Here is a 13,828-nt window from a genome sequence, read left to right as displayed (position 1 = left end):
ATTATCTTCACCTAATACTGTTATGATTCAATCATAACATCCTCTAATTAGGTGGCCAAAATCACTATGCCACTACATACGCTAGGCGTGAATAATATTGATGCAACAAGAAGTGTCTTTAACTTTTTCATATAATTTTATCCTTATTTCCTTTTATATGTTTTAGCTTAATGAGCCACAACCTGATTAATACACAAAAAAAATGTAAATCAATACGTTACTCCACTTTAACGCCAGTAATTCTGTTTAAAAATTGCTGACGAATAAAAGGTAAAAGAACTTATTAGTGCGAGGTATTGTTTGATCTAAATATGGGAGGGTTACAAGTGCATATGATTGAACTGCCACCGGAATTTTCGACGCATAGCGTCGGCATACCTCATTTCTTCGAAATGAGAAGAAAGCCCGGGTTGGTCATTTGATGTTGCAGGAAATAAGAATATCAGTATTGAATAATTTGATCTCAATTATATACAGAGCACCTCTTTTAAAAATTTACAGCAAAAAAAGTAAATTCATTGATATTCAGAAGAGAAGACCAAATTAAAATTCAAAAGCAGACGTTTGTGCTAGATTTTTAGTTATAGAAGCTCTTAATTGATATGCCAGCTTTTCAAGCATGAAATTAATCTAATATGTGCAATTTGCATTAAAAGCTAAATATCAAAATCACTATGCCACTACAAAAAGCTAAATTTCTACTTGCACATAACGCCCCAGTGGTAACACACTGATAACTAGAAATTTCTAAATTACCAAGATTAAAACTTGCCCCAAATTAATTATTAACGTACGTTTTTTAATTGGGTAATTTGACGCAACCATATTAACAATTACCCAATTAACCTAACTATTGAATAAACAATGAAACTACATATTCTCGACTTTCTAAGTGAAATCGTTCTTTATCATCAAAATCGACGTTACATATTTTAAGAATATCATCAGATACAAGAAATATTTCATAATCATCAGTATGTTGCCTAGCAAATTCCAATTCATTTATTGTTAAAAAGAATTTATTTCCAGAATATGTCTTAACTTCAACATATTTAGTAATACCACACTCATTGATGTACTTAATGTCATATCCATCCCCATCACTAACCTTTGATACCCAAGTAACTTTATCTGCGCCATACGTTTCAACTAGAGATTCATAAACATCTTTTTCCGATTTATTACCTCTAACTTTTTTTCCATTATTTGTGGCATTCGAATGCTTAAATGGCTTTTTGTTCTTAGGTTTGTGATAGCCGTTATTTTTTGGCTTATCTAACTCGACATTCTTAATACTCTTCGGTGGTTTCCTTTCTTCATCTAGCTTAGATTGTAACTCATCAAACAATCGTTTTTCGGCTTTAATTTTTTCAATAGCATTTTCTACTTCTTTCAATTTGTGAGAAAAAAACAGCATACTTATGAGCTCAAAACTTTCCTCTAAAACATCAACATCAATTAGCTTTTCATTTTTTGCATATACTTCATCAAAGTTAATGCCCGTTAGGGTGACTTCGCCCAGTTCAAAATTCTGATTAATGTAATCTTGGATAACTAAATCGTAATTTACAGATTGATAGCTCTTGTTTTTTAGTGAATATTCTTCGATAAATTTTTGGCTACTTTCATACTCTTTTATAATCGTTGTAAATGCCGCTTCTTTCGAGTTTGAAATACACCATGTATATAGTTTTTGCTTGAATGAGTATAAGTTTCTCTCAAACTGCAATTTCAAATTCCGTTTGTGGTAATCCGTGAAGTCAATTTTGTAATACGCGTGCTCTGAGCTATTGAAGTCACTTATTTGAATATCTAACTCATCAAAAAGCACTTCAATATTTTGGCAACTTTGATAACTATTCAAGTCTTTATAGCTAATGTTGTTTATGTCGCTTTTAAGGTTTAAGTTAATTGATATATTTTCAAGTAATTGTTTGTTAGTTGAAAACTCATACTCCCTTCCAAGAAGTGAATAAACCGTCTTCCAAAAGGAGTAATATTCATCAGATATTCCCAATAACTCCTTTGTTCTAATCAACTCCTCTTCCCCAATATCGTTTCTAATAATCTTCTCTAAATATGTAGATTTTTCCTTGACCACATCTCGAAATATTCGAGTGTCCTGAATGTCGAAGATAAGACCAACAATGTCTGCAAACGTCTCTTGAAATTCAAAATCATGCCTTAACTCTTCGATTGTAGATTGAGGACTAACCTTGATAATAAAATCATGCTCATTTCTGATGTAATCATTATTATCAAGCTGAAAAGCTTCCCTTTCGATCAAATACTCAACATCTTCACATAGTACTATGTTATAGCGTTTTAGTTTTGCTAGCTCAGCCCTAGCTGATTGGTCCTTTTCAATATCTTGTATACGATAAACCAGTATATAAGGTGTTATTTTTTCCAAAAAGTTTGAAAAGTCTTGGGTTAAATTAGTTAGTTGAGACATTTTTCGAACAATGACATTCAAAGCATTTAGATTTTGTATCCCGAGAAACTGAGTTACATTCTGCGTACTTTGTCTTCTTGGATAATTTAAGATAGGCACAGTTGAAGATATTTTACGTGGTAGTTTAATGTTTCCGTTATAAAACACTTTATCAGAAGGAAAATATCCTCTTTCTTCTCCCTTGACCGCAAACAGCATTGCCTCTGATAAATCGATAGACTGATTATTATGTTCGAAGTGCTTAATACCTAGCTTGTACATAGCTTGAGATTGTTTACCATCCGGAGATTTAGCAGGAAGCTCAACAATAGCTCTTTGAACAGCTTCTAAGGACAGTTTTTCAAACTTGTCTATAGCTCCTATTTTAAGAAGCAAACTTTCGATGTCAGACCGGCTAATCCCATAGTCTTCAAACGCTTCAAACTCAAAATCAAAACTTGTTTCATTAACTAAGGAACTAAGTTTATCATTGCCAAAGAAAAAATCTTTGAACAACCCCAAGCTTTTCACTTGGTATTTGATGAATGATGGTTTCGTAGCGACCGAATGCCCATAATACCCAGTATGCTCTGAAGTCCTATCATAACTAAATATATCTGAATTAGATAAGTCATCAAGTTGACTAAAAATATCACTATCTCGTAAAAACCATATCACCATTTTTTCTAAAGAGATGTGCTCAGCAATGTAGTTAAACTTAGATATTTCTTTATATGTTAAAGAGCTATAGCGATATCCGGCTGGACGGTTAACATGTTGAAAAACAAATTTTTCATAATCTGAGTTTCTTTTGTTTTTATGTTCAATGAATTTACTATGCTTGTTTACTCCAAGCCATAAAAAAAATCTTTCCAGTTCCTCCGGATCTTTATCCATCAATCCATAGTGTTCCGGAGAAGACAAAAATAGGTCTTCAGCAAATATACCTTTGAATAAAAACTCTGTTAGCTCTCCTGAGGGATAGTAGTCAGACAAGTACATGTTTCGAGCATCAACCAATGTCCCACTTTGGTTATATAGCTGAATTTTTGAATCAGGAATCTGCTGTGGTGAGCTGAGCTTACTATAGTTTTCATAAAGTGAAGAAACCATCTTAGTAACTACCTCTTTGGCGTCTCCCTCATTATCTTTTATCAACCTGTTTGCATTTGACACTATTTTTTGTAATACCGGTGTAGGCTGGTACTGCTGAATATTCGTAATTTCTTTCAATAATCTTTGTAGCTCTCTAGCTTTGTCACTAGAGTCAATTTCATATTCAAACTTTTGAAGCAATAATTCATACAACTCTTTATGAATAAACTTTATGCTTACATAATCAGGTACTGAAATATCTACCGTTGAAGGTGTGTAAACTTCATCATCGAGAGATATTAGCTCCTCCTCTGAATCAATTAGGAACTCATATTTATGTTTGTGATTAAATGTTGTATAAAACATATGAATCATAGAGGCTCGATCCTCTATGTTTACGATATTTTTGCTTAATTCCGTCAGACTTTGAGTTTGAACGCTAGTATTCAACTCAAAGGAATGAATATCAACTTCAGTGTTATTGGGAATTAGTAAATTTGGAAACAGTTTTTCCATACTTATTGAACTAATAAATAGTGACAACGAATCTATAAAGATAACTTCCGATTTCTTTTTATAGCTTCCATCTAAACAAGGAAAAATCTCCAATTCTTCTATGGCACTATCAATCTCATCATAAAACCCCAACTCAAATAAAATGTTGTTCTCATTTTTATAAGAAAGTAGCTCTAAAGCTTTATAGCTAGCATTTTCTCGTGTTAGCGTTTTTGCTGTATCAACTATTAAATTTACTAACTCTTTTAAGATAAACCTATTTTTTTTGCTGTCATTAATCTCATTTCTAGAGCTATTTAATTCAAATGTCCCATGGATAATAAAAGGAAAATCAACGGCTAGTTTAGTAGGAAAATATGCAAAGACCTCTCGAATATCGCAGCAAAGGTTATCTTGCAGGGCAATTTTTAAATCGAAGAACTCTTCTTCATTTTCTTTATCCCACAGCTCTTTAGGTAATACTCCTTTGTGTTCATAGACATTCCATTTTTCACTAAGATTTACTTTATCTATTGACTTGATACACTTTCCATCAACAAAAACAGTTAGTGTTTGAATTGAGTTTAGAAAAAGTAAGATCTCACTCTTTAGTTCATCTATTTGTTTTCTAATATCACCCAAAAAACCATCCTTGAACCCAATATCAATCGATGTGTTCCAGTCTTGATTTATATCTTCAGTTACCTTCGGAACCGATAAGAATGGGATAGGATAAATTGAATCTGGTAATTTTTGGGCCTTTCTAATTGCATTACGTTCTTCAATTGAGAACAATTCGTCGAAAACGTCATTTACGATTTGATTTGAAAACTCAATTTTTAGTCTATTGCTTCTAATCGAGACCCGTTCACTCCAATTGATTATTGATCTAAAGCCAAGCCCTTTGTTCCCTATGAACTTTTTAGACGTTTTGGTGCTCAAGTTAGAGATCATCAGGGATCTAACACCATTTGCGCTAAAAGAAGTACAATCAATTCCCTTATTCTTGATACTCAATACGTTATTTTCAGTATCAAGCTCTATAGATACTTCTTCCGAATTCTCATCATCTGCGTTCTGAAGGAGCTCTAATAGCTGCCTTCCGTTGTACTCTTTCTCAGTTTCTATTTCACGATTAAATGCAGAAATCATGTCTGCCGGGGACTTTTTATATACATCCTTTCGACGAATTATTTCTTCTAAAATCTCAGTTCGAATACTTTTTCTTTCCTCGTCAATAGGCTCAGCAGTCGCTAGATTATTCAAGACAACGCCTCCTCATATTCCTTATGTACTCTCGCTCTTAAATCCAACTGATATTCTGCACTACCGTTAAACAAATTAATTTTGCGCTCCGGATCGTTACTATTCTCACTAATTTTCAGCATCTTCTTTAGAAGTTTCTTCCCATACCCATTTTTCTTTCCCCACATAGACGCATATGCTTTTTCAATTCGTTCCATATATAAGCTTTCATCCTCTTCTCTTTTAACAAACGTGAGATCTACAACAGTGTGAATTGCTTTATCAAATGAACTAAACAACCAAATAGACTCGTTGTCTTCGCGGCAGCACTTTATTAGTTGCTGTACAAACGAAATATCCCATGTGGCGTTTCGAAGGTCTTGATACCCATGAGACTTAATCATTTTTGAAACTTTCCAACTGCTAAAATAGACGGATAAAAATTGAAATGACGGCATTGAAAACATGTATTCATCATAAACCCAATCCATTAATTCCAGCATGGTTTGGTAGGGGCTAATGTCTTTGGTACGTGCTATTGATATAGCTTTCTTGACTATTACAGCGTTTCTTTCAACTAGAGTTAAACGCTCTGGCAGATCACCTTTAACGAGCTCTCCTGTATTAAATGAGAGCAGCTCATTGCTATTAATACAATCTCGTTGCTTAAGAAACAAATCTAAATAAATGTTCGGGTCCAGATTATCAGCAGCTCTAAAAAGAGCGAGTTCATCATCTGCTTTGGTTAGGCTATTTCGTTCCATGTACTCATGGTAGGCGTATCCTGTTTCAGATAGAATTTTTCCAGCATTCAATACTGTTTGCAGTGCAGCAACACTCCGATAGGGATCCTGGTTTTTCTGTTTCGAAATATCTAATCCGTTAGCCAAACTAACCAAATAGGAAACAACGTTTCTGTCCAGCAAGCACTTGAATTCAATACCGGGTGAGTACCAGATGTCTCTCAAGCTTGGATGCATTTCCCTATAAACGTCGAGAGGGTCAGATAGTAACTTATTGTCTAATACATGCTTTTCAGCAAGCAATATTTCCTCAAGTCGATCGTGAACGACTAGTAACTCCAATTCTTCCATATAACCTCTATTAGAACAACCAAGATTTTATTTCATGATAATTTTGCAAGTACAAAGGCCTAACCAAAGGGTTACTCTCTCTTACTTCTTTATCGATAAGGTGATATTGAATGTAATACTCTGCCATTGCTGCTCGAACCTTTACTGTAAAACTTTCTTCTCTGCCTTTATCCATCATGATTACTTGCTTCTGAGCTTCAGTTAATGACGGTTGTGGCGCAACTTTCAGCTCAATCATTGTCATCCACGCATCGTCTTGACTATGTTGAACTTCTGATGACTCATTTAACTCAGCAACTGTAATTCTGCCTAGATGGAAATCTCTAAACTCACTTCGGTATTCATCATAAGCCCTGCAATGCCAGCGAACACCACTATCAGCAAGTGCAATAGGATGAATAACCCTTTCAATTCCAGTCGGATTCGTCAGTGAATAATAAGTCACCTTAACTGATAGTTTCTTATTCATTGCTTGAGTTATAACCCTTACTATTTTGGGGTCTACATTGCCAGTATGAAGGGGACCAAAGTCCATCGCTAAATCGCCCCAATAATCAGACCTATACACCTGACTATTTATCCTTAGGAAAGCAGCGTATTCTTGCCATGATTCATCGATGTAGTGACAAGTAAAATCAGGGGTTGGCTCATATTGTTTTAGGCTTTTATTATATTCCAAGGAATCTGGGTATAGTTCTCTATATTCCGAAAGGCTTTTGGTGATGTTACTGATGGTAACTTTAAAAAGTTTCGCCAATGTAGAGGCATTAACAACGCCTTCCCAGTAAGCAAACATTTCAATTGCTTTTAGTCTTACTTCCTTTGTACTGAGTCCTCCATTAATCATATGGTTTCTCCCACATTTTTAATTAAGTCCAATGAAACACCATGTGTTATGAGGTGCTCTTGTGTGATGGCTAGTTTGTTATGTTTTAGATTTCTTAAAACATCTTTCACTTTCTCAGGGGTTTTAGAAGAGTTTAATCTCTTAATTAACTGCTCAAACTGTTTGTCAAACTCTTCACTTTTTGATTTAGAGACGACGCTTTCTGGCAACTTACGGGGGACAATCAAATCAACAATCTGATATTCTGCTAGCTTCAAAGCCATATCTATACCCGCTGCATCATAATCAAAGAAAAGTCCGATTTTGGAATCTGGATTTACTTCACGGAGCAAGTCATTAAGATACTTTTGATTTGTGCCATATCCTCTAAAGATCGCGAGAGCATCTTGGTAATCACGAGGTAAAAATGGGATAACTAACTCCCAATTTGTTATGAGTTCACCATTTTCAACAACGATTAATTTTTCTATTCGAGAAAGATAAATGTTACGTGGTTTCATGGAGTATACGATATGCGGCTGAGCTTCTAGGTCCCCCTCTTTAACAGGTATTACTCCTCTGCCAGTCATCGACAGCATTACTTCAAAAACACCGCCAGATGCCCATTTTTCTTCCGAAAACGTATTTGAAGCTTCAAACCTTGTTTCGACATTTAAATCCACTTCTAAAATCGGCACACCTAGAGCCTTACTAAAATACTCTTCAATACGAACCAGCTTAGAAGGTGTTAGATAGATTTTCTTATCTCTAATATCATCTATTTCAAGCTCTTCAACAATATTGCGAAGGACAGCAGACTCCTTGACTTGTTCCGGTGACTTTCTAATTAAACTTTGGGCAGCCTTAACCGTTTGTTTATCTAGCTTCATGAGCAACCTTTCTAAAGAGCATATCTTTGATATAAAGCGAACCATCGAAAGGAGGCGTGATTTCCCTAACCTCTTCTACCTCTACAACTTTTAACACTGCTTTTCTTTGTGCTTCGAAATAACTCATGATCATTAGCATCCAATCTTCTGGGCTCGCGTTAACATTTAAGTTATGAAATGCACTCATAGCCGATAAGTCTTGCGTAAACTCTTCATCAAATATCGCATCAAAAAAGAACTCTAAGTTTTGTATAAGAGGATCTATTTTTTCAACTATTTCATCTCCTCTACCATCAGTAACCTCAACACTTTCTTCCTGTTTTTCAGACTCAGTATTACTAAATTTCGACTTTTTCAAAGCAGAGATTGAGGCATCAATCAACCGTTCTTCATCTTTAGCGCTTTCCAAATCTGGGAATCCGCCTAAAGGCAACTTTTCCGCTATCGAAATACAAAACGGAAGGTCTAATAGGGATGAAATACTGGGCCTATATCCTGGCTCTGAGACAAACATATTGTGAAAAGAATCGATAAGTTTGTTAAGTCTCTGAGCACTTTTATCTTTCATCAACTTGTCTAACATTTTTACTAGTTTGCGGTTACTCGCAGCTAAGTCTTTCAAACATCGATCAACATGCCCTTTAAGTGCCTTCATAAGTAACCGTTCGAGTTGAAGATCCAACCCTACCCAATCACTCATTTTACCGACACTTAGCTGACCAAACACTTGGTTTAACTTAGTTATTTCATCTTTACATCTTGTCGTGAGCTTGATCTTTTCATCAATATCAAACACCACGCTAAATTCATCACCTATAACATGATGAAACATGTTGACTGTCTCAGTAAGCGTATCCATAAGTTCCATAACGATCTCTCGCGTCTCGTCAAAGAACCTTTCGCCATCACTAAATCGGCGAGATTTTGCTTGCTTATAGCTTTGAACTGAGTTTTCTAAATCTTCAATCAGTCCAGAAAAAGCCCCATGCCTCTCGCGAAAACGATGCCGACTAGTTACATGATCTAACAGGCCGCGAACTTTACTGTGTAACTGAACTCCCAAAGACTCATCTAAGTAGTATGCGAGCCGGTTTTTTCTCAATGAGTCTATGACTTTTTCATTTTCCGGGGAATCTTCGATTTGCCCCCTTGCTACATAACAAGACTCATCAACAACTTCGACATGTTTATTAAGCGCTCTGATGGCAGCTTTTGAATCTTCTTTCCTTCCCATTAGAACAACTCCGATTGCAGCTCTAACACTTCATCTTCATCATCATCATCGAAGCCGTCATACATCCGAATAAACTCTAGTTGCTCATATATCAAAGACCATTTTGCAGTTGCTACATACACCGCGCCTGTGTTGCCAATACATGTAAAGTACTTTTCACCGACTAAGAAATGTAAAATAGAACGAAGTTTTGACTTTGCCTCTGTTGACTTTTGTGCTCGATTAAATTGATGTGCAATATTATCCAACTGTAAATTTAGGGAAGACGACTCCTCTATTGCAGCCAGTAACTCTGATTCATGCAACCTCATCCCAGCCTCAATAGGCCTAGATTCATTGTCCGCATTTCTGACAAGCTTCAACCAATTAATCAAACCTTCTAGATTTACAATGACATTGTCAAAATGCCGTTCTACAGCATTACGCTTTTTAGTTTCCTCGATTGAGCTAAATACGCAGTAAAATCCTTTCTTGTCTCTAGTTCTAATGACTTTACGGCCTACCCTATGAAGAAAGTTACTCACTGAGTTTTCATTTTCGGAGTTATCTAAATAAGTAAAACTCTCTAGGTCAGTAACTTCACAAATAACATTTTGGTTGAGAAGAGCTTCGATACAGTGTTCAAAACGACTAGACATTAGCTTCCTCCATTTTTACTTCTGGCAATAAATTTGATGTCAGTGGATTCGTTTTCTTAGCTTGTCTAGATACATATTTCTTAATCCCTAGATGCTTATCTACATGATTCTTGGTAGTAAAGTACCTTAGAAGTACAACGGAAGGATTCGGCTGTGCACAGAACAATGAAATATTGTTTTGATCCATAAACTCAAAAAGCAACATAACATTCTCATCTGATAACTCACCTAGCTCATCTAGAGGCCAATGAATCGTAATGTTTCTGTCTTTACACAAATAACGAGTCATCCCGCAGAAAACGACAATGACAGCCAGCTTTGAGATACCGGTACTACTAATATTTTTTAAATCGGCATCTGTCCTTATGTTCACGGGCCTTCCATTTTCAGTCATTGAAATATCAATATCGACCAGCGAATCAATCGAGCTTGTAATTTTGCTCTGTTTAAGCTCTGCAATTACATTAGTAAAAGCAACTATAAACTCTTTCTCAGGTAAACTTTCTCTTCCTGACTCCCCCCACTTATTCCAGACACTATTAAAGCTTTTCAAGTCAGCCCAAAGATCAAACTCATCTACCTTGGATACCAACTCAACTCTAATGTTGCCTAATGCGCTAAAGTTATTTGAAGTATTGATCTCCTTAACCAGTTTCGAAGATACACTTTTTACTTTCCGTTTTAGACCATCAAGAGCTTGATAAAAACGTATATATCTTGCTCCAACGGTCTTAATTGACTCTAAAATAACCGCTTTAATATCAGGTATAGATTCTTCAATTAACCTTTTTACATCGGCGACGCTTTCGATGTGGAAGTCTTCAGAAAACTTGTCATGAATAGATGAAGCGATACGCTGTTCTTCCATGTTTCGCCATAAATGCAGCACCTTATTATTGGCATTGCCAGTGCTCAATAAGATATCGCCAACTTTTTTCACCGCCGAACTAATTTTATGTCTGAGCTTATTAATGGATGATACGCACTCTTTGGAGGATTGAATCGTTATTTCTATAGGTATCGGACTGTCAAAGTGAATTGGTTGATGCCCTACTGGAATCTGTGGCGTATGCAACTCTATAACTTCAAGAGTTGATTGAATTGATTTTTCATCTTCTTGATATTTTTCAACCTCATTTGAGACTTTATCAATCTCGGACGTTAATTGACCTTTGCCTTTTTCAAACTGCTCCTTTGCATCCTTCAACTCTCTAAATGCAATAGAAACTTTATCAGAAACCTCAGAGTACTCGTTTTCATAATGCTCAACCTTACTCCAAGCTGAACTTTCCCAAATCTTATATTCTGAAATTTCTTTATCAAAAGCCTTTACTTCATTGTACTTACTTTCTGATTCTTCTTTTCTTAATCGCGCTGCTTCAACGGTCTTAGCATCAATATCTTTCTCTTCAAGAAGGCTATCAAATGCTGTTCTTAAGTCTTTTAATCGTTGCTTTAAATCATTTTGGCTATCAACAATTGAGGTCTCTTTAACAGAAATCTCATCATCTATGAGTCCTAGCTCGCCAGACGCGTTAGCTCTGAATGCAAGTTCCTCTTGTTGAAACTTATTATTCTCTTCTATTTTAATCTCTAATGTCTCTTGATCAAAACCTTCATGCTTTTCAACGGATTCAGTAATTTTTTGTTCAATGACCACCTGTCGTTGTGTGATGTCATCATTAATTCGCTGCGCTGTTTTTTGCTTTAATAAAGTATACTTTTCTATGTCTCCCTTGATACGTTTCTCATCCCTTTCTAATCCTTCAATTTTCAGCTCCAGTTCATTAAGTAATTTAGTTTGTACAGTTACTTTTTTTTCTAATGAACCTATATCTGATTTAATGTTCTCGATCTCTCGACCTAACTCGTCCCTCTGCTGACTTAAAATTTCATCGGATTGAGCTTCTTCTGGCAGAGGTATGTTTTCCAAATTCAGTGAAATACCGTAAATACTATTTCTTTCTGTATCATCCAATATTTCGGGAGACAATGCCTTCAAAGCTAGCAATTCAGGCCTTAAGACTTTACCAATTGATGTTCTCCAATTAGCCAAGTTTTTATTTAAAAAGCTTCTTACCGTTCCATCTTCGGGGTTTAATTGGCGAGTAATTTCAATTCTCTTATTTTCAGTGCCTTTCAATTGTTTTATTAATCTATTGATTTGAATAAGTAAGTCGTCTCTGATCTTCTTACTATTTTGAATATCACTGCCAATTGCTGCTTTTTGCTGAGCGATGTCGTTAATTACTGATTTGTTTAACGATTCAATTTTTTCACCTAACTCGTTTAATTCTAACTCTTCTTGTTTCGTGTACTTTCCAGCAATTTCATATTGAACCTTAAGCTCGTTTAAATCCTTTAATAGCCGATTACTCTGATTTGTTCTTTTGTCGGTCAGAGCTTCTAACCTAGCGTTAAATTCTTTACTCTTTTCACGTAATTTTTGCTCTAAACTCAGCTCAAGTTGATGTCGTTTATCACGGAGTTCAGTGATTTTTTGAGTAACGGCTATTTTGAACTGATCAGCTTCTTTTTCTTGTTGAAGTATATTTGCTTCATAAGCTTGGCGCTCAGCACTAACTGATTCGAGCAGTTGATTTAAATGCTTTGCATCTTTCTTAGCTCTGGCTTTCAATGAATCTAATATCTGGTATTCAGATAGTTTTGTAGCAATATCACGCTCTTCATCCCAACGCTCTCGTTCATCGTAAATGCTACTAATAAGATTTTTCTTGGTTTCAGCCTGGTTAGATAAGTCTTGGTGTGTTGAGTTTAGATCGGATGTATCTTGCTGGTATTGCTGTGTAAGCTCTGTTCTTTCAGATTTTAACTTTATAATTTTACTCGTTGATAGTCCAAGGTTCTCGGCAACAGTTATCAGCTCTTGTTGGAGACTACCTTGATAAGAAAGTAAGTAACTCCAGGATTCTTTTAGCTCTTCATATTGGTTTATTGACTCAGAAAATTTGTCTTTGTGTTTGTCTAACTCAATTAATGATTCAATACTACTCACATATTCAGTGTCGTCTTTATGATATGGGGCCTCGCCAATTTCAATCTGATCTGTAAGAAAACTATCAACCACCATAAGTTTAAATTGTGCTAGTAGTTTGTCATGTCTCATCAAAACTGACGCCAGAGATTCTATATGCCTCATTTGAGAGTCATGAGTACATAAAGAGAACTTGTGTGCTATTGGTGTTAGTGAAGCCTTCGCTTTTCGCTTGATTCTTAAACGTTGTTTATCGTTTTGGATAACTGATCGATAGTCAATACTCGTTGAGATTTGCTTTGATACTTCAAAAGTATTGGCAACAATCTCTCTCAACCAGTCTTTTACACTGGCGATCTTGTTCAGTTCATCTAAAGTAACTTGATTAAAAAGAGCTTCATTAGCAGAGCCATCTACAAATCTATAAGCTACTGAATCTCTCGACCTGTACAACACAGCACACTTAAGTTCGCCTTCTTTTTTATACTCAAACACAATCATTGAGTACTTAGTCGGCAAGTAATGATCTACAAATGACAGCTTACCTGCTGACCTATCTACAACCTTACTGGGTTCCATACCATAAAATACAGGTATCAAACTCAATAGAGTCGTTTTTCCTGCACCATTGCCACCTGTGTTATTAGTGTGACCCAAACATTCAACGGGTGTAAGTCTTCCTTTAAAGTACGAATGATGAAGATAAATTTCTTCTAAGCCAGTTTCCATTTCCTGTCCCTCTACCAAATCAATATACATTAATTCAATATACATCATTTTAGTGCATATAAAAACTGTTCATTTAAACAGTATATTGTGAACTTGGAATCCTAAAGGGGATTTATTACAAAGCAAAGTATTTAAAAGCCGCTTTAGTAAACG

General features: G+C 35.6%; 7 protein-coding genes. All 7 read right to left on the bottom strand.

Annotated elements, in window-relative coordinates; genetic code table 11:
• Positions 1-850 precede the first annotated feature (850 nt).
• The 7 genes from Q4575_RS15370 to Q4575_RS15340 are packed head-to-tail and all read right to left on the bottom strand — an operon-like array spanning position 851 to position 13,723.
• Complete coding sequence (locus Q4575_RS15370; RefSeq protein ID WP_303523434.1) at positions 851-5,290, bottom strand: DUF3883 domain-containing protein; 4,440 nt, start codon at positions 5,288-5,290, stop codon at positions 851-853.
• Positions 5,287-6,363, bottom strand: a complete 1,077-nt coding sequence (locus Q4575_RS15365) for a hypothetical protein (protein WP_303523433.1) — start codon at positions 6,361-6,363, stop codon at positions 5,287-5,289. Before Q4575_RS15365 ends, Q4575_RS15370 begins: the two co-directional genes overlap by 4 nt.
• Positions 6,364-6,373: 10 nt before the next feature.
• The gene (locus tag Q4575_RS15360) at positions 6,374-7,159 is read right to left on the bottom strand and encodes a YafY family protein (RefSeq protein WP_303523431.1); all 786 of its coding nucleotides are present in this window, start codon (positions 7,157-7,159) and stop codon (positions 6,374-6,376) included.
• A gap of 47 nt (positions 7,160-7,206) precedes the next feature.
• Positions 7,207-8,079, bottom strand: a complete 873-nt coding sequence (locus Q4575_RS15355; protein ID WP_303523430.1) for a hypothetical protein — start codon at positions 8,077-8,079, stop codon at positions 7,207-7,209.
• Entirely contained in the window at positions 8,066-9,313 is a 1,248-nt protein-coding gene (locus Q4575_RS15350; RefSeq protein WP_303523429.1) for a hypothetical protein, read from the bottom strand. The genes Q4575_RS15355 and Q4575_RS15350 overlap by 14 nt, the downstream gene beginning before the upstream one ends.
• Positions 9,313-9,951 carry a hypothetical protein gene (locus tag Q4575_RS15345; protein ID WP_303523428.1) on the bottom strand — a complete coding sequence of 213 codons (639 nt, stop codon included), beginning with the start codon at positions 9,949-9,951 and terminating at the stop codon, positions 9,313-9,315. The genes Q4575_RS15350 and Q4575_RS15345 overlap by 1 nt, the downstream gene beginning before the upstream one ends.
• Complete coding sequence (locus tag Q4575_RS15340) at positions 9,944-13,723, bottom strand: ATP-binding protein (protein ID WP_303523427.1); 3,780 nt, start codon at positions 13,721-13,723, stop codon at positions 9,944-9,946. The genes Q4575_RS15345 and Q4575_RS15340 overlap by 8 nt, the downstream gene beginning before the upstream one ends.
• Positions 13,724-13,828: the final 105 nt, after the last annotated feature.

It is taken from the genome of Psychrosphaera sp. 1_MG-2023, from assembly GCF_030548245.1.
Lineage (GTDB): Bacteria > Pseudomonadota > Gammaproteobacteria > Enterobacterales > Alteromonadaceae > Psychrosphaera > Psychrosphaera algicola.
The sequence above is the reverse complement of the archived record's forward strand: the minus strand, read 5'-3'. Positions and strand labels throughout refer to the sequence as shown.

What these genes read in the sequence shown, in the direction of transcription:
- Q4575_RS15360 (WP_303523431.1), bottom strand. Translation starts at nt 7,159, where the DNA reads ATGTTTGCTTACTGGGAAGGCGTTGTTAATGCCTCTACATTGGCGAAA.
- Q4575_RS15355 (WP_303523430.1), bottom strand. Translation starts at nt 8,079, where the DNA reads ATGAAGCTAGATAAACAAACGGTTAAGGCTGCCCAAAGTTTAATTAGA.
- Q4575_RS15350 (WP_303523429.1), bottom strand. Translation starts at nt 9,313, where the DNA reads ATGGGAAGGAAAGAAGATTCAAAAGCTGCCATCAGAGCGCTTAATAAA.
- Q4575_RS15345 (WP_303523428.1), bottom strand. Translation starts at nt 9,951, where the DNA reads ATGTCTAGTCGTTTTGAACACTGTATCGAAGCTCTTCTCAACCAAAAT.
- Q4575_RS15365 (WP_303523433.1), bottom strand. Translation starts at nt 6,363, where the DNA reads ATGGAAGAATTGGAGTTACTAGTCGTTCACGATCGACTTGAGGAAATA.
- Q4575_RS15340 (WP_303523427.1), bottom strand. Translation starts at nt 13,723, where the DNA reads ATGATGTATATTGAATTAATGTATATTGATTTGGTAGAGGGACAGGAA.